This window comes from Streptomyces sp. R818, from assembly GCF_056172735.1.
Genome location: NZ_JAOCNE010000012.1, coordinates 424,618 through 446,159, shown reverse-complemented (window position 1 = coordinate 446,159; position 21,542 = coordinate 424,618). Strand labels below are relative to the sequence as shown.

Genomic DNA, 21,542 nt, shown 5'->3' with positions numbered 1-21,542 from the left:
ACCCGGGGGGGCGACTTGAGCGGCAAGAACAAGAAGACGGGCACGCGGCGGCGCAGAGTGCGCAATGGCGTCGGGCTGGTGGTCTGCGTGCTGGTGCTCGGCGCTGTCACCTGGCTGGCGGGGGCCATGGCCACCAACGAGCGGATCACCAGGATGTGGGTGAGCGCGCAGGTGGCCAAGGACGACAGCGCCCGCGTCACCGAGGTGATCGACTACGACTTCGGGTACCCGGTGGAGGGGAAGCACGGTATCTACCGGCTATCCCCGGCTTGACGTACGACGTCGAGGATGACGAGGTCAGCGTCACGATGGACGGCCACCAGGTCCCGTACGAGCTGACGTACGGCGAAACGTCGGACCGGAGCATCCGGATCGGCGACGCGGACCGGACGGTCCACGGCCTGCACCGGTACCGGATCACGTATCCGCTGCCGGACGTCGTCAACGAGAAGGGCGATCTCGCCTGGGACGCGGTCGGCACGGGATGGCAGGTCGACCTGCACGAGGTGGAGGTCCATGTGGCGGGGGCGAACCGGTGGTTCGGGTCCCGGTGTGTTCAGGGCAGCACCGGGTCGACCCAGGCTTGCCGGGCCGGGCAGTCCTACGTGGACCAGCCCACCCCCGGTCACCTCATCGCCCGCTTCGGGAAGATCGAGTCCGGGCGCGGGGTCACGTTCTACGGCGCCATGGACGCACGGTCCGTGAGTGATGTCGTCAAGCCGGTCCGGCCCACCCCGCCCGCGGGCGCGCGGCCCGACGCCGAACCGGCCCCGAACCCGTTCCGGACGGGTCTGACCGTGGCCGGGATCGCGCTGGGCTGCGGCCTGCTGGCCATCGTCCCGCTGCGTCTGCTCGGGCGGGACCGCCGGGCCACCGGCCTGAAGCAGCCGACCGCCGAGGGGACGCCGCCCGACGGGCTGACCCCGGAGCAGGGCGGCATGATCCTCACCGAACGCGTCGAGCCGCACATCCAGGCGGCATGGCTGCTCGGCGTGGCGGCCCGCAGGCACATCAAGGTGACGGGCAGCGGACAGTTCCCCACGCTGCAACGCACCCCGGGCCGCGCGGGGGTGCCGGACGCGGACACCACGGCGGTGCTCGACGACATGTTCGCGGGCGGGCGCCGGGAGTTCGTCCTGGGGGTCTACGACCCGTTCTTCAAATCCGCCTGGGAGTCCCTCGCCGCCCGGCTCACCGAGTGGCAGCGCACCAGCGATCTCTGGGACCCGGCAGCCGAACGGCGCGCGCGCCTCGCCGCGCGGGCGGGGTTCTGGGCGACGCTGAGCGGTTTCCTCACCGCCATCGTCGGCAGCGGGCTCATCAGTTGGGTCAACGAGGCCGGCCGGCCCGTCGTGGCGGCGGGCGCGGTACTCGGCGGGACGGGTCTGGCGCTGCGCCTGTACGGGTGGGAGCTGAAGTCCCGCACCGGCCGGGGCGCGGCCCTGCGCGCCGAGCTGGAATCGTTCCGGGACTGGCTCGCCGAGGCGCCCCCGGAGGCGGCCGAGGACGCCGAGCGGCTGGAGCAGCTCACGGCGTGGGCGGTGGCCCTCGGCGTGGCCGAGCGCTGGGAACGCTCCATCGCCGACACCACGACAGCCCCGCCCACCGGCAGAGGCGCCCGCTCGGCCACCCTCTCCTGGCTCGGCCCGGCCCTCGCGGTGAGCCTCGTCGCCGCGGTCACCGCCTCCGCCAGCGCCCCGTCCCCCAGCGGCTCCGGTGGCAGCTCCAGCGGCGGAGGCTCCGGAGGCGGCGGCGTCGGCGGCGGCACGGGCGGAGGAGGCGGCGGCTCCTGGTGAGGCTCGGGGCGGGGCCGACGCCTGGCTCCGCCCCGCCCCGCCCCGGCTCTGAGGCCGAGCCGTACAACCCCACCCGCCCCTCACGTGTCTTGATCGTCATGACACCCGCCAGACCCATCGGCGCCGCCGCCCTCGTGGCCGCCACCACCGGCGCCCTGCTGTGCGCCACCGCCCCGGCCGCCGACGCCGCGACGCCCACGTGCGCCTCCCCCGTCTTCAAGCGGGAGCTCTTCGCCAACACCACGTTCTCCGGCACGCCGAAGAGGACGGACTGCGACTCGCTGATCGACCAGAACTGGCGCACCGGCGCCCCGGCCGCCGGGCTGCCCGCCAACAAGTTCGGCGTGCGCTGGACCGTGACCCGGGACTTCGGCTCGGGCGGACCCTTCACGTTCAGCGCGGCCACCCGTGACGGGATCCGGGTGTACGTCGACGGCGTGCTGAAGATCGACGTGTGGAAGGACGTGTCCGCGACCCAGAGCAGGACCGTCAACCTCACCATCCCGGCGGGCAGGCACACCCTGCGCGTCAACTACGTCAACTGGACCGGGTACGCCAACGTCAAGTTCGGCTACACGCCCCGCACCTCGGCCTCCGTCGACAAGACCGCGCCGCGCACGCCCGCCGAGCCGACCGCCTCGTACAGCACGAGCACTGCGAGGACGACGGTGCGCTGGGCGAAGAACGTCGAGATGGATCTCGGCGGGTACCGCGTCTACCGGCGCGCCGCCTCCGCCACCGCCTGGACGAACATCAGCGGCACCGTGACCGGCACCTCCTACACCGACAGTCCGCCCGCCGACGGAGGCCGCTGGTACTACCGCGTCCGCGCCGTCGACAAGGCCCGCAACCTCTCCGGCGCCACCGCCGAGCAGGCCGTGACCAGCGTCGACAAGACCGCGCCGAGCGTCCCCGCCGGGCTGACGGCGACCCGCGTCGAGGGCGGCGTCCGGGTGCAGTGGGGAGCCGCCGCGGGCGCCACCTCGTACCGCGTGCTGCGTTCGGCCACCGCCGACGGCTCGTACGCCGCCGTGTCCGGGTGGCTGGACGACACGTCCTTCCGCGACACGCCGTCGTTCGAGACGACGCGCCGCTGGTACTACCAGGTCGTCGCCCGCGACGCGGCGGGCAACGTGTCCGCGCCGTCCGCGAGCGCCGACACCGGCGTCCCCGACGAGACCCCGCCCGCCCGGGTCCAGGGCGTCACGGCGGAGGCCACCACGGCGGGCACCAACCTGCGCTGGGAGACGAGTTCGCCCGACACCGCGCACTACGAGGTCTGGGTCTCGACCCCCGAGGGCCCCGACCCGTCCGGCCCGCGCCTCGTCCTCGGCACGTCCTACCTCGACGACTCGGCCGCCATCGGCGTCCCCACCTCGTACCGGGTCTACGCGATCGACGCGGCCGGGAACATCTCCCCGGTCTCGGAGACGGTCTCGGCGACCCGCCCGAAGGCTTCGCCGGTGGCGGCACCGACCGATGTGACCGTCACGCCCAAGGACAGCGCCACGCGCTTGTCGTGGTCCGTGGGAGAGCACCAGGCCTACCGCGTGTACCGGCGTACGGACCCCAACGGCGCCTGGACGCTCCTCGACGGTCAGCACACCTCCCTGGTCTTCGACGACACCACGGCGCCCGCCGGAAAGTCCTGGTACTACGTCTCCGGTGTCGACTACGGCGGCATCGAAACCGCTCCGTCCGCCATCGGCGCCGTCGACCGCCTCACCCCGGCCACGCCGGACGTCATGGCAGCGCCGACGCTGTCCCTGTCCGCCCCGTTCACGGAGTGCACCACCAACGACTGCGTCGGCCACGGATACGGGCAGAACGTCACCGTCACGGCGACACCGACGCCGCAGCCGGGACATGTCGCGGGCGGCTACCGCTGGCGGGTCGTGGGCCCGGGCGGGTTCGTACGGACCTCGACGGAGCCCACGCTGACGTGGCGACCGTCCTCGATCGGTACGTACAGCGTGGTCGTCGAGGTGGCCGACGCGTACGGCCGCTACGGGTGGCCCGAGCAGATCGACTTCAAGGTCGGCTGACGCCCGACCCACGCGATGCGGCCCGGCGCAATTCGCTCGCGCGCCGGGCCGCCCCTCGCTCTCCCACCGCCGAGTGCCCCCACGCATCCACCCCATGCCTGGGAAACGGCCCGCATCCGGTGGAACGCGCGAAAGGGGCCCGGAGTCGGTTCTCGACTCCGGGCCCCTTTCACTGTTCCGAGCGGAGCGCTACTGCTCCTGCGACCGCTTGGGCCGCCACACCACCAGCGCGCTGGTCTGCTGGACCTCCTGGTACGGGACCAGGTCGCGGCGGTACGAGGCGTGGACCGCCGCCTCGCGCTGCTGCATGGCCGCCGCCGCGCCGTCCACCGCGGCGGAGAGTTCCGCCACCCGGGACTGGAGCGCGGCGACCTGGTTCTCCAGCTCGATGATGCGCTTGATACCGGCGAGGTTGATGCCCTCGTCCTGCGACAACTGCTGGACGGTGCGCAGCAGTTCGATGTCGCGGGCCGAGTAGCGGCGGCCGCGCCCGGCCGTGCGGCCGGGGGAGACCAGGCCGAGACGGTCGTACTGGCGCAGCGTCTGCGGGTGGAGGCCGGAAAGCTGGGCCGCCACCGAGATGACGTACACCGGTGTCTCTTCGGTGAGTTCGTACGGGTTGCTGCGACGCCGGCCGTCCATCTCGCTCAAGCTCCCTTCGCGGCCTGGAACAGTTCTGCCCGCACATCGGTCTCCTCAGTCGCCTTGCGGAACGACTCGAGGGCCGAGCGGGCCTCGTCGGAAAGGTCCTGCTCCTGGGGGACGGCCACCTCGACCGTCACCAGGAGGTCCCCGCGCGTGCCGTCCTTGCGGACGGCGCCCTTGCCGCGGGCCCGCATCGTCCGCCCGTTCGGCGTGCCCGCGGGCAGCTTCAGGGTGACGGCGGGGCCGCCGAGGGTCGGCACCTTGACCTCGCCGCCGAGCGTCGCCTCGGTGAACGTGACGGGCACGGTCACCGTGAGGTTGTCGCCCTTGCGGCCGAAGACGGGGTGCGCGGCGACGTGGACGACCACGTAGAGGTCGCCCGCGGGGCCGCCCCGCTCGCCCGGCGCGCCCTTGCCGCGGAGGCGGATGCGCTGGCCGTCGGAGACCCCGGCGGGGATGCGGACCTGCATCGTGCGGGAGGACTTGGCGCGGCCCGATCCCTTGCAGACCTCGCAGGGGGTCTCGGCGATGAGGCCGCGCCCCTTGCAGTCCACGCACGGGTCGGTGAGGGAGAAGCCGCCACCGCCGCCCCGCGAGACCTGCCCGGTGCCGACGCAGGTCGGGCACACGCGGGGCGTGCCGTTCTTGTCGCCGGTGCCGGAGCACGCCTTGCAGGGGGACTGGGACGACATGCGCAGCGGAACCGTCGCGCCGTCCACCGCCTCGGTGAAGCTCAGCGACACCTCGGACTCGATGTCCTGGCCCCGGCGCGGCTGGGTGCGGGTGCCCGCACCGCCGCCGCCCCGGTTGAACAGGCCGCCGAAGACGTCGCCGATGCCGCCGCCGAAACCGCCGGAGCCGCCCTGGCCCTGGGCGCCGCCGCCGAAGAGGTCGCCCAGGTCGAAGTTGAACGATCCGCCACCGCCGGCGCCCGGCCCCGGACGGAATCCGCCGTTGCCGAACAGGGTGCGCGCCTCGTCGTACTCCTTGCGCTTCTTGGGGTCCCCGAGGACGTCGTTCGCCTCGGAGATCTCCTTGAAGCGCTCCTCCGCCTTCTCGTTGCCCTTGTTGGCGTCGGGGTGGTTCTCCCGGGCGAGCTTGCGGTACGCCTTCTTGATCTCGGCGTCGGTGGCGTCCTTGGGGACGCCGAGGACCTTGTAGTAGTCCTTCTCGATGAAGTCCTTGGTACTCATCGGCCTCGACGTCCCTCCTCACTCACATCAGTACGTGCTGCACTTGCTTCGCGGATCACGTCAGCCCTCGTCCGGGCCACCGGTCTCCTTCTCGGCGTCCGCCTCGGGGGCGTCGGCCGTCTCGGAGCCGCCGGACGAGCCCGGCTGCGGCTCGGCCACGGCCACCCGCGCGGGGCGGATGGTGCGCTCGCCGATCCGGTAGCCCGGCTGCAGGATCGCCACGCAGGTCGTCTCGGTGACGTCCGGCGCGTAGCTGTGCATCAGGGCCTCGTGGATCGTCGGGTCGAAGGGCTCGCCCTCCTTGCCGAACTGCTGGAGGCCCAGCTTGGCGACGACCGTCTCCAGCGACTCGGCGACGGACTTGAACCCGCCGACCAGTTCGCCGTGCTCACGGGCGCGGCCCACGTCGTCGAGGACGGGCAGCAGCTCGGACAGGAGGTTCGCGACGGCGATCTCCTTGACCGTGACGCGGTCCCGCTCCACACGGCGCCGGTAGTTCTGGTACTCGGCCTGCAGGCGCTGGAGGTCCGCGGTGCGCTCGCCGAGCGCGGAGCGGGCCTGGTCCAGCTGGGCCGTGACGGCCACATCCTGCGCGGATGCCTTGCTCGCGTCCCCTGCCGGGGCCGCCGGGCCCTCCTGCGCGGAGGGCTCGGCGGACTTCGGCGCGGCGTCGTCGGTGGCGCCGGAGGGGACGTCAGGCTGTTCGGCGTTCTCGCCGGTGCCCGGGGTCTCCTCCGTCATCAGGCGGCGCCACCCTTCTGGTCCTTCTCGTCGTCGACGATCTCGGCGTCGACCACGTCGTCGTCCTTGGACATGTTCGGGCCGCCCTCGGCGCCCGGAGCGGCGCCCTCGGCACCGCCCTGCGCGGCCTGCGCGTCGGCGTACATGGCCTGGCCGAGCTTCTGCGAGACGGCGGCGACCTTCTCGGTGGCCGTGCGGATCTCGGCCGTGTCCTCGCCCTTGAGCTTCTCCTTCAGCTCGGCGACGGCGGTCTCGACCTCGGTCTTCACGTCACCGGGGACCTTGTCCGCGTTGTCCGTGAGGAACTTCTCCGTCTGGTAGACGAGCTGCTCGCCCTGGTTGCGCGACTCGGCGGCCTCGCGGCGGGCGTGGTCCTCCTCCGCGTACTTCTCGGCCTCTTCGCGCATCCGGTTGACCTCGTCCTTCGGCAGCGAGGAGCCACCGGTGACGGTCATCTTCTGCTCCTTGCCCGTGCCGAGGTCCTTCGCGGTCACGTGCATGATGCCGTTGGCGTCGATGTCGAAGGAGACCTCGATCTGCGGGACACCGCGCGGGGCCGGCGGCAGACCGGTCAGCTCGAACATCCCGAGCTTCTTGTTGTACGCCGCGATCTCGCGCTCGCCCTGGTAGACCTGGATCTGCACGGAGGGCTGGTTGTCCTCGGCGGTGGTGAAGATCTCCGAGCGCTTGGTCGGGATCGTCGTGTTCCGCTCGATGAGCTTCGTCATGATGCCGCCCTTGGTCTCGATGCCGAGGGACAGCGGGGTCACGTCGAGGAGCAGGACGTCCTTGACCTCACCCTTGAGGACACCGGCCTGGAGCGAGGCGCCGATGGCGACGACCTCGTCCGGGTTCACACCCTTGTTGGCCTCCTTGCCGCCGGTCAGCTCCTTGACGAGCTCGGCGACGGCGGGCATACGGGTGGAGCCACCGACGAGAACGACGTGGTCGATCTCGGAGAGCTGGATGCCCGCGTCCTTGATGACGTTGTGGAACGGCGTCTTGCAGCGCTCCAGGAGGTCGGACGTGAGCTGCTGGAACTGGGCGCGCGTGAGCTTCTCGTCCAGGTGCAGCGGGCCCTCGGCGGAGGCCGTGATGTAGGGCAGGTTGATCGTGGTCTCGGTCGAGGACGAGAGCTCGATCTTCGCCTTCTCGGCGGCCTCGCGCAGACGCTGGAGCGCCATCTTGTCCTTGGCGAGGTCCACGCCGTGGCCGTTGTTGAACTGCTTGACCAGGTAGTCGACGACGCGCTGGTCCCAGTCGTCACCACCGAGGTGGTTGTCGCCGTTGGTGGCCTTCACCTCGACGACGCCGTCGCCGATCTCCAGGAGGGACACGTCGAAGGTGCCGCCACCGAGGTCGAAGACGAGGATCGTCTGGTCGTCCTTGTCGAGGCCGTACGCGAGGGCGGCGGCCGTCGGCTCGTTGACGATGCGCAGGACGTTCAGGCCCGCGATCTCGCCGGCCTCCTTGGTGGCCTGGCGCTCCGAGTCGTTGAAGTACGCCGGGACGGTGATGACCGCGTCGGTCACCTTCTCGCCCAGGTAGGACTCCGCGTCGCGCTTCAGCTTCTGCAGGATGAAGGCGCTCATCTGCTGCGGGTTGAAGTCCTTGCCGTCCAGGTTGATCTTCCAGTCAGTGCCCATGTGGCGCTTGACCGAACGGACCGTCCTGTCGACGTTCGTGACCGCCTGGCGCTTGGCGACCTCGCCGACGAGCACCTCACCGTTCTTGGCGAAGGCGACGACGGACGGCGTGGTCCTGGCGCCCTCGGCGTTGGTGATGACGGTGGGCTCGCCGCCTTCCAGAACGCTGACGACGGAGTTAGTCGTGCCCAGGTCGATGCCGACCGCACGTGCCATTTCGATTCCTCCAGCTGATACTTGAGTGGAACTGACTCAAGACTGCAACACCACCCCCCTCCCCGTCAACAGACATGAGCCAGGTCCGCTCAACTTTTATCCCACCCTTATCGGCAACCTTGTGTCACACCGCCTCTGACCAGCGCCTCTGCGGAGACACCCACGCCGGGGCCCCTGCGAAGGAGAGTCCGTGGAACTGCCCCGGGTGCCCGTCGTGGCCGTCCTGATGACCACCCACAACCGCCGGGCCGACACCCTCGCGGCGCTCGACGCCCTCGCCGCCCAGCGCGATCTGTCACCCGGCGCGCGCGTACGCGTCCATCTGGTCGACGCCGGATCGACGGACGGCACGGCCCGCGCCGTGCGACGCGCCCACCCCGGCGTCCAGGTCACCGTCGTCGACCCCGACGTCCACTGGGGCCAGGGCATGCGCCTGGCCAGCCGCAACAGCCGCGCCGCGGGCAGCTGCGAACCCACGCACCAGCTCTGGCTCGACCCCGGCGTACGCCTCGCACCGGACGCCCTCGCCCACCTTCTGGACGTGTCCGGCGGGTTCGACGAGGAGGCGGTGATCGTGGGCGCGGTCCGCCAGGAAGGCATCACCTCGCACTCGGGCCGCCGCCGCGACGGCCGCGCCCTCGCGCTCGTCGAACCGGGTGCCCGCCCCGAGCCCTGCGACACGTACGACGGCGACGTGGTCCTGCTCCCCTGGGCCGTGCGCGAGCGCGTCGGCGACATCGACAAGGTCTTCCGCCACGGCATGGGCGACTACGACCACGGCTTCCGCGCCCGCCGCGCGGGCATCCCCGCCTACGTCGCCCCGCGCCACGCGGGTGACCGCCCGCCGCCGCCCACCCCGTCCGACGCGGGCAGCGAGCCCGGCGTCCCGCTCTGGCAGTGGTGGGTCTACTGCTGGCGCCATACGGGCGTCAGGGCGCCGGTGCTCATGGTGTCGCCGTACGTGGTGACGGTGGCGCGCTCGCTGGCTACGGGGCGGGCGGCGCCGTAGCCACGAGCCCCGTTCACCGGCTACGGGGCGGGCGGCGCCGTAGCGGTCAGCGCCGCGTAGAGCCGTTCCACCCGTTCGGCCCAGGCCGCTTCCCCGTATTTCTTCGCGTGCACGCCGCGACAGTGCTCACGCAGGGTCGGGAAGATCCGGTCGGCGGCGTCGAGGGCGGCGGGCAGCGGGGCGTCCCACCCGGTCACCGTGCCGGTGCCGTCGGCGCGGACCGTGCGGGGCGCCGCCGACCCCTCGAAGGCGAGCACGGGCAGCCCGGCCGCCAGCGCCTCCGGATAGACGGCAGGTACGGCGCCCGTACGCCACTGACCAGGGAGGACGAGGCCACGGTAGCCCGGCAGCGCGCGCCGCAGCACCGGGCGGGCCGCCTCGCCGAGGAACCGTGCGGAGGCGGGTGCGGCGGCGCGGCACGCCGGTTCCAGCGGCCCGGTGCCGAACACGTCGAGGCGCCGGTCGCCGGGCCAGCGGCGTACGAGGTCGAGGACGTTCTCCCCGGCGGCGAGCCGCCCGGCGCAGACCCAGACGTCCCCGCCCGGGGACCGTTCAGCCGCCGGGACGCAGTGCGGCAGCACGGTGATGCGCTCCGGGGGCAGCCCCGCCCGCTCGTACGTGTCCCGGCTCAGCTCCGACGCGACGATCACCCGGTCGGCGCGGCGCAGCAGCGGGTCCGTCCGGGCGCCGCCCCGCCCGCCCCGAGCGAACGCCAGCCAGCGGGCGCGCGGTGGTCCGGGCTCGGGCAGCGTCGCCACCAGCGGCCCGGTCCACTCGGCGACCCAGGCGCGGCCGAAGCCGGGGGAGAGCTGATGGACGTGGACCACGTCGGGCCCGAAGGCGCGCAGCACGGTGAGGGGGTCCCGGCCGAGCCCGGCGGCGACCAGCCGCACCTCGTGACCGGCGCCGCCAAGCGCGAGCGCCTGGTCGAGGACGGCCTCGTCGGCACCTCTGGATCCCGGCCCCGTCACCCCGCCGAAGCTGTGGACCAGCGCGACCCTCACGCGAACACCGGCCGTTGCGCGCCCTCGGGGACCTCACCGGGCGCGCCGCCGGCCAGGTCGCCGGAGAGTCCCCCGGTCCACACGAGCGCCAGGTCGGCGCCGAAGTCCCCGGCCCCTTCGAGCACCCCGGCGAGTTCCGGATGCGAGTCGACCTGGAGCAGCACCCGCTCCCCCGGCGCCACGACGTCCTCCCACAGCCCGTCGAGGCGGCGCAGCCACGTCCCGTCGCGCTGCCCGAGCGCGTACGGGAGCACGCGCCAGCCCTCGTCCCGGGCGGCGGCCCTGCGCACGGCGGCCCGAGCCCCGCCGAACGGTTCGAAGGAGACGATCCGCCCCCGGTAGCCGCGGCGTCGCAGCGCCCGCCCGAAGGCGCCGTCCTGCCCGCCCGCGTCGAGGACCAGGTCGATCTCGCGGTGGGCGAGGTGCCGCACCAGCTTCCGCGTCCGTCCGAAGCGCGTCATGCGTCTGCTCCCTTACGTGTGAAGCCCCGCACAAACTATTCGCCCTTGTCCCGATTTGCGGCGTATAACACGATCTGAAGCGCCCTGACGCGGCGAGGGCACCCTCAGCGACACAGATCACGACCCGGCCGACTACATTGCGATCGCGTAAGTGGGTAGTCTCAGACGGACTGCATAAGTTACCGCTTAGTAATCACCGGTACCGTTCGAAGTATCCGTTCGAAGTACCGTCCGAGTACGTCAAAGAAGAGACCACCTCGCAGGCCCGAGGAGCCCCCAAATGCAACTCGCCGCGATCATCGTGTCGCTGGTTCTGATCGTGGTCGGCGTGGCCCTGTTCGCCCGCGCCCTCCTGCAGATCTACAACTTCATGCGGCTCGGCCAGAACGTGCCGAAGGGCACGCGCACCGACGAGCCCGGCCGGCGCACCGTCACCGTGGCCCGGGAGTTCCTCGGCCACACCCGGATGAACCGCTGGGGCGTCGTCGGTGTCGCGCACTGGTTCGTGGCGGTGGGCTTCTTCTCGCTGCTGCTGACGATCGTCAACGCCATCGGCCAGCTCTTCCAGGCCGACTGGCTGCTCCCGGTCATCGGCGAGTGGGCGCCGTACAACGTCTTCGTCGAGTTCATCGGCACGATGACGATCCTCGGGATCCTGGTCCTGATCGTCATCCGCCAGCTCAGCCTGCCGAACAAGGCGGGCCGCAAGTCCCGCTTCGCCGGCTCCAACTTCGGCCAGGCGTACTTCGTCGAGGCCGTCATCCTCATCGTCGGCGTCTGCATCTTCATGCTGCACGCCCTCGAAGGCGCCCAGCACCACGTGGACTCCTACGAGGCCTCGTTCTTCATCTCGTACCCGGTGATCAACTGGCTGGAGGGGATGGACCTCTCCACCCTCCAGAACCTCACCTACTTCTTCGCGGGCCTGAAGATCGCGACGTCGTTCATCTGGATGATCACGGTCGCCCTGAAGACCGACATGGGTGTCGCCTGGCACCGCTTCCTGGCCTTCCCGAACATCTGGTTCAAGCGCAGGGCCGACGGTGACACGGCGCTCGGCGAGCTGCTCCCGATGACCTCGCAGGGCGAGCCGATCGACTTCGAGGACCCGGGCGAGGACGACGTCTACGGCGTCTCCCAGATCGAGCACTTCTCCTGGAAGGGCCTGCTCGACTTCTCCACCTGCACCGAGTGCGGCCGCTGCCAGTCGCAGTGCCCCGCCTGGAACACCGGCAAGCCGCTCTCCCCCAAGCTCCTGATCATGTCGCTGCGCGACCACGCGCACGCCAAGGCGCCGTACCTGCTCGCCGGTGGCGGAAAGTCGATGGAGGGCGAGGAGAAGGCGTCGGAGGAGCAGCTCAAGGACGTCCCGGCCGCCGCCCTCGCCGAGGCCGAGCGCCCGCTGATCGGCACCCTCGAAGAGAACGGCGTCATCGACCCCGACGTCCTGTGGTCCTGCACCACCTGCGGCGCCTGCGTCGAGCAGTGCCCGGTCGACATCGAGCACGTCGACCACATCGTCGACATGCGCCGCTACCAGGTGATGATCGAGTCCGCGTTCCCGTCCGAGGCGGGCACGATGCTCAAGAACCTGGAGAAGAAGGGCAACCCCTGGGGCCTCGCCAAGAAGCAGCGCCTGGAGTGGCTCAAGGAGCTGGACTTCGAGGTCCCGGTCGTCGGCAAGGACATCGAGGACCTCACCGAGGTCGAATACCTGTACTGGGTCGGCTGCGCGGGCGCGCTCGAGGACCGTGCCAAGAAGACGACGAAGGCCTTCGCCGAGCTGCTCAACATCGCGGGCGTGAAGTTCGCGATCATGGGCGGCGACGAGAAGTGCACCGGCGACTCCGCCCGCCGCCTCGGCAACGAGCCGCTCTTCCAGCAGCTCGGCCAGGAGAACGTCATGTCGCTGAACATGGCCTTCGGCGAGGAGTACGACGACGACGGCAAGGTCACCGCCGAGTCGAAGAAGCCGAAGACGGCGAAGAAGATCGTCGCCACCTGCCCGCACTGCCTCAACACGATCGGCAACGAGTACCCGCAGCTCGGCGGCGACTACGAGGTCATCCACCACACCCAGCTCCTCCAGCACCTGGTGGACGAGGGCAAGCTGGTCCCGGTGACGCCGGTCGAGGGCATCATCACCTACCACGACCCCTGCTACCTGGGCCGCCACAACAAGATCTACTCCCCGCCGCGCGAGATCATCGGCAAGGTCCCCGGTCTGCGCAACGAGGAGATGCACCGCCACAAGGAGCGCGGCTTCTGCTGTGGCGCGGGCGGCGCGCGGATGTGGATGGAGGAGCGGATCGGCAAGCGCATCAACAACGAGCGCGTCGACGAGGCTCTTTCGCTCAACCCGGACATCGTCTCCACGGCCTGCCCGTTCTGCCTGGTCATGCTGACCGACTCGGTCAACGGCAAGAAGAACGACGGCAAGGCGAAGGAGTCCGTCCAGGTCGTCGACGTGGCGCAGCTGCTGCTCGACTCCGTCAGGACGCCGGTCGACCCGGCGGGCGAGGCGGAGACCGAGGACGCGCCGGAGCCGGAGCCGGTGAAGTAGTCCTCGCCGTACAGCAGAAGTAGTCCTCGCCGTACAGCAATTGAAGGGCGCCCCGTCACGGTGACGAGGCGCCCTTCTCGCATGTGCGCGTACAACCCTTGTAGCTCGCAACGAGTCTCCTGTGCGCCGGACGGCGGATGATCCCGGGGACAACTCCCGGCAAACGCCCATCGAACGGCACGTCACCGACGCCGGATGCCCGCCAGGCATCCCCTCAACGCCGCAGGAGCCAGCCACACCATGGACCGACCCAGACGCACCGCCTCCCTCCGCCTCCTCACGGCGACCGCCGCCGCGCTCACCCTCACCGGCGGCCTGTTCGTCGCCACGGCGGGACCGGCCTCGGCCGCCACGCCGGGCGTCGCCGCGTCCGACGCCGACTTCAACGGGGACGGCATCGCGGACACCGCGGCCGCCGCCCCGGGCGCCTACGTGAACGGGCGCATCGGAGCCGGCCAGATCGCCGTCCTGTACGGCGGCGGCAAGCACGCCCTCATCAGCCAGAACACCTCGGGTGTCCCCGGCGGCGCGGAGGCCAAGGACAACTTCGGCTTCTCCAGCGCCTACGGCGACTTCGACGACGACGGCTTCGACGACCTGGCCATCGGCGCACCCGGCGAGGACGGCACCGGCGACCCCGACAGCGGCACCGTCGCCATCCTGTGGGGCTCCGCCCGCGGCCTGACCGGCGGCACGACCGTCTCCGACCCGCGCCCCGCGAGCCACGACTTCTTCGGCTACGCCCTGGAGGCCGGCGACTTCGACGGCAACGGCAAGGACGACCTCGCCATCGGCACGCCCAACTCGACCACCGTGGACATCGTCCGCGGCGGCGCGCGCACCAACACGCTGGGCGGCGCCTACACCGTGCGCGCCCCCGGCGCGAGCGGCGGCGACGGAGGCGGCATCAACAACCTGCACTCCGGCGACGTCAACGGCGACGGCCGGGACGACCTCCTCGTCGACGGCTACGAGAACACCACCGCCGGCTGGAACGCCAACTTCTACCTGCCCGGCAGCTCGTCCGGCGTCAAGGCGACCGGAGCGGTCCAGCTGCCCGCCGGCATCATCACCGACGTCGGCGACGTCGACAGCGACGGCAAGGGCGACATCGTCTTCGGCCTGCAGTGGGACAACAGCTCCGGCGTCCCGCGCACCCAGCTCGGCGGCGCCGTCCTGATCGCCCACGGCTCCGCGAGCGGCCCGAACGTCTCCGGCATCCAGACCATCGACCAGGACACCGCGGGCGTCCCCGGCGCCGGTGAGAAGGGCGACTACTTCGGCAGCGAGCTCGACCTCGGCGACATCAACGGCGACGGCCACCTCGACCTCGTCGTCGGCGCCTCGGGCGAGGACCTCGCGGGCGTCAGCAACGCCGGGGCGATCGTCGTCCTGTACGGCGCGAAGGACGGCTCCGGCATCTCGGGCGCGGGCTCCAAGTTCTACAGCCAGGACACCCCCGGCGTGCCCAACGCCAACGAGAAGGACGACAACTTCGGCTCCGACGTCCACGTCGACGACCTCGACGACGACGGCCGCGGCGATGTCGTCGTGGGCGCCAACGGCGAGAACGGGTACAACGGGGCGGTCTACTCCCTGCACTCGAACACGGACGACACGCTGTCCGCGTCCGCGGGCATCTACACGTCCACGGTCGGCATCTCCGCCTCCGGCTCCCCGCAGTTCGGCGTCGACTTCACCGACTGATCCCCCCTCGGCACCTGTTGATCTCCCTTAGGGGAGCCCCTTCGGGACTCCTTAAGGGATGTCACAGCTCAGCCCCAATGCCGGGCCCGGACGCCGGGCCCGGCATGCCACCCGCCGAAACCAGGTACGTTCGAACCGTGGCTGGATTCAGGAACGGACGCGGCCGGGACAACCGCGAAGCGCCGCAGGGGCCCCCGCAGCACTACGGGGGGCAGCACGGGAATCAGTACGGCGGCCAGTACGGGCAGCAGCACGGGCAGCAGCACGGGGCCCAGCAGCAGTGGCCCCGGGGCGGCGGGAACGGTGAGCCGGAGTACTTCGGCGACCCCGGCACGCCCCCGTACCCGCAGGGCGGCCACGACCCGTACGCGGCCAACAACCCGGGCCACACCCAGGCGTTCTCGGTGCACGACGACGACGCCTACACCCAGGGCGCCACGTACCAGGCGGGCGCCGCGGCACCCGGCCCAGTCGGCCCGCGCCTGCACTGGAAGCAGCTGCTCAGCGGCGTGATCCTGCGCCCGGCGCCGACCTACCTCCAGATGCGGGACTACGCGATGTGGGCCCCGGCGCTCATCGTCACGTTCCTCTACGGCCTGCTCGCGGTGTTCGGTTTCGACGGCGCCCGCGAGGACGTGATCCACGCCACGCTCGGCTCGGCGATCCCCTACGTCCTCTTCACCGGCGTCGTGATCACGCTCGGCTTCTTCGTGCTCGGCGTGGTCACCCACACCCTGGCCCGCCAGCTCAACGGGGACGGCGCCTGGCAGCCCACCGTCGGCCTCTCCATGCTCATCGCGTCCCTGACGGACGCCCCGCGCCTGATCGTCGCGATGTTCCTCGGCGGCGACGCCCCGTTCGTCCAGATCCTCGGCTGGGTCACGTGGCTCGGCGCGGGCGCGCTCCTCACCACGATGGTCGCCAAGTCGCACGACCTGCCGTGGCCGAAGGCGCTGGCGGCGTCGGCGATCCAGCTGATCGCGCTGCTGTCGATCATCAAGCTGGGCACGTTCTGAGAGAGCGGGTACGGGTGTGAGAAAGGCGGGGCCCGAGGGCCCCGCCTTTTCCTGTGTCACGTCTGGCGCGTCTCTCAGGCGTCGAGAACCTGCCCGGCCCGCTTCACGACGGGTTCCTGCACACTCCACGGGAAGTTGATCCAGTCATCGGTCCGCTTCCACACGTACTCGCACTTCACGAGGGAGTGGGACTTCTCATAGATGACGGCGGAGCGCACCTCGGCGACGGTGTCGAGGCAGAAGTCGTGCACCAGCTTCAGCGTCTTGCCCGTGTCGGCGACGTCATCGGTGATCAGCACCTTCTTGTCGCTGAAGTCGATGGCGTTGGGCACGGGCGCGAGCATGACGGGCATCTCGAGGGTCGTCCCCACACCCGTGTAGAACTCCACATTCACGAGGTGAATGTTCTTGCAGTCCAGCGCGTACGCGAGCCCGCCGGCGACGAAGACACCGCCGCGCGCGATGCTCAGGACGATGTCGGGCTCGTAGCCGTCGTCGGCGATGGTCTGGGCGAGCTCGCGCACGGCGCCACCGAAGGCCTCGTACGTAAGGTTCTCGCGCACGCCACTCACGCCACTCACGCCACTCACATCACTCATGTCGCTGCTGCTCACACCTGGGTCCGATGGAAGTTGAGGAAGGAACGGGAGGCGGTGGGACCGCGCTGCCCCTGGTAACGCGACCCGTAGCGCTCACTGCCGTACGGGTGCTCGGTCGGCGAGGACAGCCGGAACATGCACAGCTGCCCGATCTTCATGCCGGGCCAGAGCTTGATGGGGAGCGTCGCGAGGTTCGACAGCTCCAGGGTGACGTGACCGCTGAAGCCGGGGTCGATGAACCCGGCGGTGGAGTGCGTCACGAGCCCGAGCCGCCCGAGCGAGCTCTTGCCCTCGAGCCGGGAGGCGAGGTCCTCGGGAAGCGAAATGACCTCGTACGTCGACGCGAGCACGAACTCACCGGGGTGAAGAATGAACGGCTCATCCCCCTCCGGCTCCACGAGCCGCGTCAGGTCGGCCTGCTCCACGCTGGGGTCGATGTGGGGGTACTTGTGGTTCTCGAACACCCGGAAATAGCGGTCGAGACGTACGTCGATGCTCGACGGCTGCACCATGGATTCGTCGTAAGGATCGATCCGGACCCGCCCGGCGTCGATCTCGGCGCGGATGTCCTTGTCTGAGAGAAGCACGTAGCGAGGATACGCAGAGCGCGCGGACCCGCCACAATCGGCTCGGCCCGCGCGCTCTGCGCTGTGCTGGCTGTCTCTGGCTGTCTCTACCGACAGAACTTGCTGATCACCGCTTACCGGGTCCCACGGGAACGGCATTCCGCAGTCGAGCACAGCGCGGACACCGGATGAGCCGGCCCGGACCGAGACGGTCCGCCTGCTGCATCGGGAACGAAGCGGTGCTGAACACGTGCCCTTCGGCACAACGGACGACGGTGCGCTCCATCGAGTCCATCAAAGTCCCGGAGTCCCTTCCCCAACGAGCCATGTGGCCGGTTTCCCGGCCGACGACAAACGCCACGTTACGGGATGAAAGGGACGGCAGTCGCGGCGGCACTCCGCCCCTGGACAACCCTCTCGCGGTCCCCACACCGTACGCCTCAACTCCCTTCACCCGCAGTCACATCCACACGCCCCAACGCAGCCGGGCCCCGGGGCAGCAGCGCCCGGGACCCGGCATGAGGTAGAGTGACGGCCAGTACATCGCCACTGCGGCGGGCGTACTGCGCGGGTGTAGTTTAGTGGTAGAACATCAGCTTCCCAAGCTGAGAGTGCGAGTTCGATTCTCGTCACCCGCTCCACGAAGAAGGCCCAGGTCAGAAACCCTGACCGGGGCCTTTTTGCTATCCGCTTCCGCTTGGTTCAGGGGGCGCGTGCCACGTCCGTGCCAGGTGCTCGATTACCCGGCTTCCTGCCACGTAGCGGCGAGCCTTCCGCACACTCCGCCCGAGCATCCCCGCGACCTCCCGCTGAAGCTGCTCCCCGGAGTGCAGGTGCGTCCCCGCCGCCTTCTTGAACGACTGACCGGCGCGAGCCGTCGCGCCCTTCGAGGTCGCGCCGAATCGGGCCCACCGGGTGGACCTGGGTAGCGCAGATCGCAGAACGGGAAGCTGCCGGGCAGGTCGGCGGACGTGCGCGCGGAGACCGTCATCCGGCGGCAGAGCCCTGCCAGCTCCCCCCACCAGGCCGGTCGACAGTCAGCCCCCGAAGCAGACCACGCACGACTGCGGCCCCCAGTGCCCAGCGTGAGTTACAACTTTCTCTACTGGTTCAAGCACCCGGCGCCGCTCCGCGCCGCCGGGCGGGCTCACGGCTCCGCCGGGGCTGCCGCTCCTGCCTCCGCCCGCTCCGCCCCGCTGCGCCGACGCCCGCCCTTTTGTGGAGCAGGGCCGAAGGCAGGAGTCGAGCACCCGACGTACGCGGCCCACGGTCACAGACAATGCCTCCGGCGGGGGATCGGCCGGCACCGGGATGGAGGGGGCGCCGTTCCCGGCCGCGCGTCCAATCGTGGTGAGCGTGGGGAGCTCCCATCCCGCCCACCGTCGACCCAGGCAGAGCCGAGCAGACGCAGGCCCAGGGGCGTCAAGGTCGTTCGTACAGTGGCGCGCTCCACCTTGACGCCCCTGAACCACGCCCGCTCCACGGTGTGTGGGTCGACGGCGGACGGGATGGGAGCTGGGTAGTAGTGGCCTGGGTCGTGGATCGATCTGCTACGGAAGGGGATATGCACTTGTCAGGTCATCGCTGCGGCGACCATAGGTGAGTGATTTCGAGTCCTACGAAAACCGCTAGTAGTTACTGGAGTCGGCGTTACGCAAACGCTGATCGTAGGAGCTGGTGATATTGGAACACGTAGCGCCGGTCATACCGCCACAAAGGCACGAATCGCCTCTTCGCTTACAGCTAGCCACATGAGCGTGCGAGCATTTCAAATATGGACAGCGTGCCCAAATTACCGAAAGGGGTTGCCGCGAGGGCGTCGCGAATTCACGCCACTCAGGCGACTATTTTCCAAACCGGAAATCCTGTCGCCTCAGACCAAGCGGTGACTTGAGCAAACAAATCCGTCTCTTTGAGGAATAGCGTACCCCAGTGAGATCGAGCTACACCCTCCCACATTTCGGCCCTTACAGAGATTCCCCATTTCCTTTTAGCTACGTAAGATATGCATCTGAATAGGTCATGCCCTTGAGCAACTCTTCGCTTGGAAATTGACTCTGATTCGGATTTCGACAGCCACGCGTCAATGTCGCTCTCGCGCATTTCTCTGCCATTGCACTTGCTTGGCAGGATCTGTTTTAGCGCGGAAACACTCGGCCTATAATCGGGATCAGAGAAAAGTTTCTCAAATGGGGGGTTGTCGAGGTCCATTTCATGGCCGCCTTGCATCGAGTAGAGTCGGAAGAATCCCACCTTTGCCGCCATCTCAGTTGCCGACTCGCGCGCTTCCTCTGACAGTGAATCGCCGCTGATCAGCTGATCGTGCAGGGAGCTAAATTTTCCAAATGCTTCTAGGCATCGATCAACTGGAGTGCCTGAGAAAAACACCATAGCATCGAGATCGTACAGGTCCGTATAGAACACATTGTTGCTCACAGAGCGAACTTCTACGAAATCCACTAGGTCTGCGTCTACAATTCCGAGCACACCACTGAAGCCCTGTTGATCTGAAAACTCCAGCGCTTCAATAGCTTCCGTCTTGCCGTTGGCAACCACTATCCTTACCGTGTCGTGAGCTAGGCAATGCTTGAGAGTGTGGGCGTCGCTATCACCCTCAAGTACAAGAATAGTCGCGTTAGGATCATAATTCCTGAGCATGCCGACAGTATTTTTCGTTGCGGTAGGCGAGAGGACGTTTCTCACGAGCCCTCCGTCGATGTCGGCAGTCCGATTGTTTGAGACCACCATTCATTGATGATCTGAGGCGAATGTGTAGCCACCACGAAGCGCAGTTTCGAGAGCTGAGCGATGCGCCGAATATCTGAAATGAACTCTTGTTGCCACGCGACATGCAGAGAGATTTCAGGCTCGTCGATTAGCACCAAGGATCCTGGCTTGACGTTGAACAAGAGATCGTAAACTAGGACGATCTCATGCTGCTCGCCCGAAGACAATTGTGAGGAGAAGATCGGCTGCGGTTGCAGACCCTCACTTTTGAAACGAAATCCGTGTTCTCGATCGATTACCATTTTCTTGAACAGGAAACGCTTCTCGATAATGCTCTTAAATAGTTCAACCCGCTGTAGCAAGTCATTGAAAGTGTCAAGCTTTTGCTGACTGTCGCGAAGGTAGGTCCAGAGAACCTTTCGCTGCCAGTCGATAAGCTCTTCTCCTGGAAGAGGAACATCCATGGACTCATCGAGGAGGGCAATAGCGGCCAAGCGGTTTCTGAGGTGACTTTGTTCCGCATACTTCTCCCTGATCTGTGCGTCACTTGGTACCGGCTCTTCCTCCTTGTCCAAAATCCTTTTCGGGAAACTTTTGTCCAATTCCTGAGATTCCCGTGAATTAGTCGTGAGCGCACTTGCAAGCAGCCGGGAAAGGTCGCGTGCGCATTCGTTTACTTTCATGCGCCTAGATTCCACAGGGCGCCGACGCGGCTCGCTCGACGCTTCAAAAATCAAAAGACGTTGAGTCTCGACTAGGTGAACCGGGAGCTTGTCCAAGAATTCGACGATGTCAGTGTTGAAATCATCGATATCAAACAGTTCACTGTGGCGGTTCGTTCGGATGCTCGAACTTCTGTAGGAAGGCCGAACGTACGGGTTGCCTGCATGGTAAAGGGCTTGCAACTTGGCTGACGGTGACGCGTCTGTCTCTACGCTCTGCATCAATTCGCCCTGAATGTCCCTCCAGACACCGGGGGGGATATCTTCGCGCTGAAGTTTGATTCGCCCCGAAGCGGTAGCTCCCTTGCGGGCAGTGAGAGTGAAGGCGACATCCACTCCACCGTAGTGACGAGGTGGCCTATTGTTCCCGAAGGCGCCATGATTTGTGACGATCAAGCGCTCCCCGCTATCGAAGCGAAGAGCGATTCTTTCGAAACGAGACTCTGCAATCGTGAACACATCAAATTTGAGGACAGCCTCGACCAGTTCCAGCATCCTCGTCTTGCCGACGCCGTTAGGGCCATGCAGGATGACGAACTCGGAGTCATCTTTGAAGTGCACCTCATGAGTGAATTGACCAAGGAGTTTGCTGACTTTGAAGCTGACGAGTTGAGTCACGTCGATCTCACTTTGCATTAATGTGGATCATTTTTGATCCACGAGCTTCCCAAGTATCTGATTTACAGCGCGTTAAAGACTTGACGCTAGTTGAGCCACTTTGTGCGTTCGCGACGAGTCGTCGGTTGTAGTGCTCACAGGATTTTAGGGCGTTCAGGGGGCATCCGTGTGCGTTTCGCGCTCTCAAGTCCGATACGGGTGCTTTAGCGCAGCCGGACTGGGCATCGCGGGCTGTCGAAGCCTCCCTAGGCCATCGGTAGACCTCCTG

17 protein-coding genes and 1 tRNA gene are annotated in these 21,542 nt (G+C 68.3%); 8 read left to right on the top strand and 10 right to left on the bottom strand.

What is annotated here, in order from left to right:
- The first annotated feature begins 15 nt into the window (after positions 1 to 15).
- From N5I75_RS28420 to N5I75_RS28410, 3 genes are all read left to right on the top strand, one after another.
- Positions 16 to 273 carry a DUF2207 domain-containing protein gene (locus tag N5I75_RS28420; protein ID WP_476681960.1) on the top strand — a complete coding sequence of 86 codons (258 nt, stop codon included), beginning with the start codon at positions 16 to 18 and terminating at the stop codon, positions 271 to 273.
- The gene (locus tag N5I75_RS28415) at positions 270 to 1,796 is read left to right on the top strand and encodes a DUF2207 family protein (RefSeq protein WP_476681958.1); all 1,527 of its coding nucleotides are present in this window, start codon (positions 270 to 272) and stop codon (positions 1,794 to 1,796) included. Before N5I75_RS28420 ends, N5I75_RS28415 begins: the two co-directional genes overlap by 4 nt.
- A 98-nt stretch (positions 1,797 to 1,894) precedes the next feature.
- The gene (locus N5I75_RS28410) at positions 1,895 to 3,841 is read left to right on the top strand and encodes a fibronectin type III domain-containing protein (RefSeq protein ID WP_476681956.1); all 1,947 of its coding nucleotides are present in this window, start codon (positions 1,895 to 1,897) and stop codon (positions 3,839 to 3,841) included.
- A gap of 189 nt (positions 3,842 to 4,030) precedes the next feature.
- Here the strand turns inward: N5I75_RS28410 and N5I75_RS28405 are convergent, their stop codons facing one another.
- The 4 genes from N5I75_RS28405 to dnaK are packed head-to-tail and all read right to left on the bottom strand — an operon-like array spanning position 4,031 to position 8,282.
- A complete protein-coding gene (locus N5I75_RS28405) occupies positions 4,031 to 4,483 on the bottom strand; it encodes a heat shock protein transcriptional repressor HspR (RefSeq protein WP_476681954.1) in 453 nt (150 codons plus the stop codon).
- A 5-nt stretch (positions 4,484 to 4,488) separates the two neighbouring features.
- Positions 4,489 to 5,679, bottom strand: a complete 1,191-nt coding sequence (gene dnaJ / locus N5I75_RS28400; RefSeq protein WP_476681952.1) for a molecular chaperone DnaJ — start codon at positions 5,677 to 5,679, stop codon at positions 4,489 to 4,491.
- Between the two features lie 60 nt (positions 5,680 to 5,739).
- Positions 5,740 to 6,420, bottom strand: a complete 681-nt coding sequence (gene grpE / locus N5I75_RS28395) for a nucleotide exchange factor GrpE (protein WP_476681950.1) — start codon at positions 6,418 to 6,420, stop codon at positions 5,740 to 5,742.
- Positions 6,420 to 8,282: a molecular chaperone DnaK gene (dnaK, locus tag N5I75_RS28390; RefSeq protein ID WP_476681948.1), complete on the bottom strand. Its 1,863-nt coding sequence runs from the start codon at positions 8,280 to 8,282 to the stop codon at positions 6,420 to 6,422. The genes grpE and dnaK overlap by 1 nt, the downstream gene beginning before the upstream one ends.
- A gap of 226 nt (positions 8,283 to 8,508) precedes the next feature.
- Between dnaK and N5I75_RS28385 the strand changes: the two genes are divergently transcribed.
- The gene (locus N5I75_RS28385) at positions 8,509 to 9,291 is read left to right on the top strand and encodes a glycosyltransferase family 2 protein (protein WP_476682355.1); all 783 of its coding nucleotides are present in this window, start codon (positions 8,509 to 8,511) and stop codon (positions 9,289 to 9,291) included.
- A 20-nt stretch (positions 9,292 to 9,311) separates the two neighbouring features.
- Here the strand turns inward: N5I75_RS28385 and N5I75_RS28380 are convergent, their stop codons facing one another.
- Positions 9,312 to 10,295, bottom strand: coding sequence for a glycosyltransferase (locus N5I75_RS28380; RefSeq protein ID WP_476681946.1), 984 nt, complete (start codon positions 10,293 to 10,295; stop codon positions 9,312 to 9,314).
- Entirely contained in the window at positions 10,292 to 10,756 is a 465-nt protein-coding gene (locus N5I75_RS28375) for a class I SAM-dependent methyltransferase (protein WP_476681944.1), read from the bottom strand. The genes N5I75_RS28380 and N5I75_RS28375 overlap by 4 nt, the downstream gene beginning before the upstream one ends.
- Before the next feature lie 280 nt (positions 10,757 to 11,036).
- On the opposite strand from N5I75_RS28375, the gene N5I75_RS28370 reads away from it, so the two are divergent.
- The 3 genes from N5I75_RS28370 (at position 11,037) to N5I75_RS28360 (ending at position 16,042) form a co-directional block, all read left to right on the top strand.
- The gene (locus N5I75_RS28370; protein WP_476681942.1) at positions 11,037 to 13,319 is read left to right on the top strand and encodes a (Fe-S)-binding protein; all 2,283 of its coding nucleotides are present in this window, start codon (positions 11,037 to 11,039) and stop codon (positions 13,317 to 13,319) included.
- A gap of 240 nt (positions 13,320 to 13,559) precedes the next feature.
- Positions 13,560 to 15,026 (top strand): FG-GAP-like repeat-containing protein, encoded by a 1,467-nt coding sequence (locus N5I75_RS28365; RefSeq protein WP_476681940.1) that lies wholly within the window; start codon positions 13,560 to 13,562, stop codon positions 15,024 to 15,026.
- Between the two features lie 137 nt (positions 15,027 to 15,163).
- Positions 15,164 to 16,042 carry a Yip1 family protein gene (locus N5I75_RS28360; RefSeq protein WP_476681938.1) on the top strand — a complete coding sequence of 293 codons (879 nt, stop codon included), beginning with the start codon at positions 15,164 to 15,166 and terminating at the stop codon, positions 16,040 to 16,042.
- A gap of 74 nt (positions 16,043 to 16,116) precedes the next feature.
- On the opposite strand, the gene N5I75_RS28355 is transcribed toward N5I75_RS28360, so the two are convergent.
- A complete protein-coding gene (locus N5I75_RS28355; RefSeq protein ID WP_476681936.1) occupies positions 16,117 to 16,641 on the bottom strand; it encodes a phosphoribosyltransferase in 525 nt (174 codons plus the stop codon).
- Positions 16,642 to 16,652: 11 nt separating this feature from the next.
- Entirely contained in the window at positions 16,653 to 17,228 is a 576-nt protein-coding gene (gene dcd, locus N5I75_RS28350) for a dCTP deaminase (RefSeq protein WP_476681935.1), read from the bottom strand.
- A 546-nt stretch (positions 17,229 to 17,774) separates the two neighbouring features.
- Between dcd and N5I75_RS28345 the strand changes: the two genes are divergently transcribed.
- Positions 17,775 to 17,848 (top strand) — tRNA-Gly (locus N5I75_RS28345).
- Between the two features lie 1,195 nt (positions 17,849 to 19,043).
- On the opposite strand, the gene N5I75_RS28340 is transcribed toward N5I75_RS28345, so the two are convergent.
- Positions 19,044 to 19,910: a hypothetical protein gene (locus N5I75_RS28340; RefSeq protein ID WP_476681933.1), complete on the bottom strand. Its 867-nt coding sequence runs from the start codon at positions 19,908 to 19,910 to the stop codon at positions 19,044 to 19,046.
- Positions 19,907 to 21,274 carry an AAA family ATPase gene (locus N5I75_RS28335; RefSeq protein ID WP_476681932.1) on the bottom strand — a complete coding sequence of 456 codons (1,368 nt, stop codon included), beginning with the start codon at positions 21,272 to 21,274 and terminating at the stop codon, positions 19,907 to 19,909. Before N5I75_RS28335 ends, N5I75_RS28340 begins: the two co-directional genes overlap by 4 nt.
- Between the last annotated feature and the right edge of the window lie 268 nt (positions 21,275 to 21,542).

Excerpts from the sequence above, each read along its gene's own strand:
- N5I75_RS28410 (WP_476681956.1), top strand. The coding sequence starts at position 1,895 with ATGACACCCGCCAGACCCATCGGCGCCGCCGCCCTCGTGGCCGCCACC.
- N5I75_RS28405 (WP_476681954.1), bottom strand. The coding sequence starts at position 4,483 with ATGGACGGCCGGCGTCGCAGCAACCCGTACGAACTCACCGAAGAGACA.
- dnaJ (WP_476681952.1), bottom strand. The coding sequence starts at position 5,679 with ATGAGTACCAAGGACTTCATCGAGAAGGACTACTACAAGGTCCTCGGC.
- grpE (WP_476681950.1), bottom strand. The coding sequence starts at position 6,420 with ATGACGGAGGAGACCCCGGGCACCGGCGAGAACGCCGAACAGCCTGAC.
- dnaK (WP_476681948.1), bottom strand. The coding sequence starts at position 8,282 with ATGGCACGTGCGGTCGGCATCGACCTGGGCACGACTAACTCCGTCGTC.
- N5I75_RS28385 (WP_476682355.1), top strand. The coding sequence starts at position 8,509 with ATGACCACCCACAACCGCCGGGCCGACACCCTCGCGGCGCTCGACGCC.
- N5I75_RS28375 (WP_476681944.1), bottom strand. The coding sequence starts at position 10,756 with ATGACGCGCTTCGGACGGACGCGGAAGCTGGTGCGGCACCTCGCCCAC.
- N5I75_RS28370 (WP_476681942.1), top strand. The coding sequence starts at position 11,037 with ATGCAACTCGCCGCGATCATCGTGTCGCTGGTTCTGATCGTGGTCGGC.
- N5I75_RS28365 (WP_476681940.1), top strand. The coding sequence starts at position 13,560 with ATGGACCGACCCAGACGCACCGCCTCCCTCCGCCTCCTCACGGCGACC.
- N5I75_RS28355 (WP_476681936.1), bottom strand. The coding sequence starts at position 16,641 with ATGAGTGATGTGAGTGGCGTGAGTGGCGTGAGTGGCGTGCGCGAGAAC.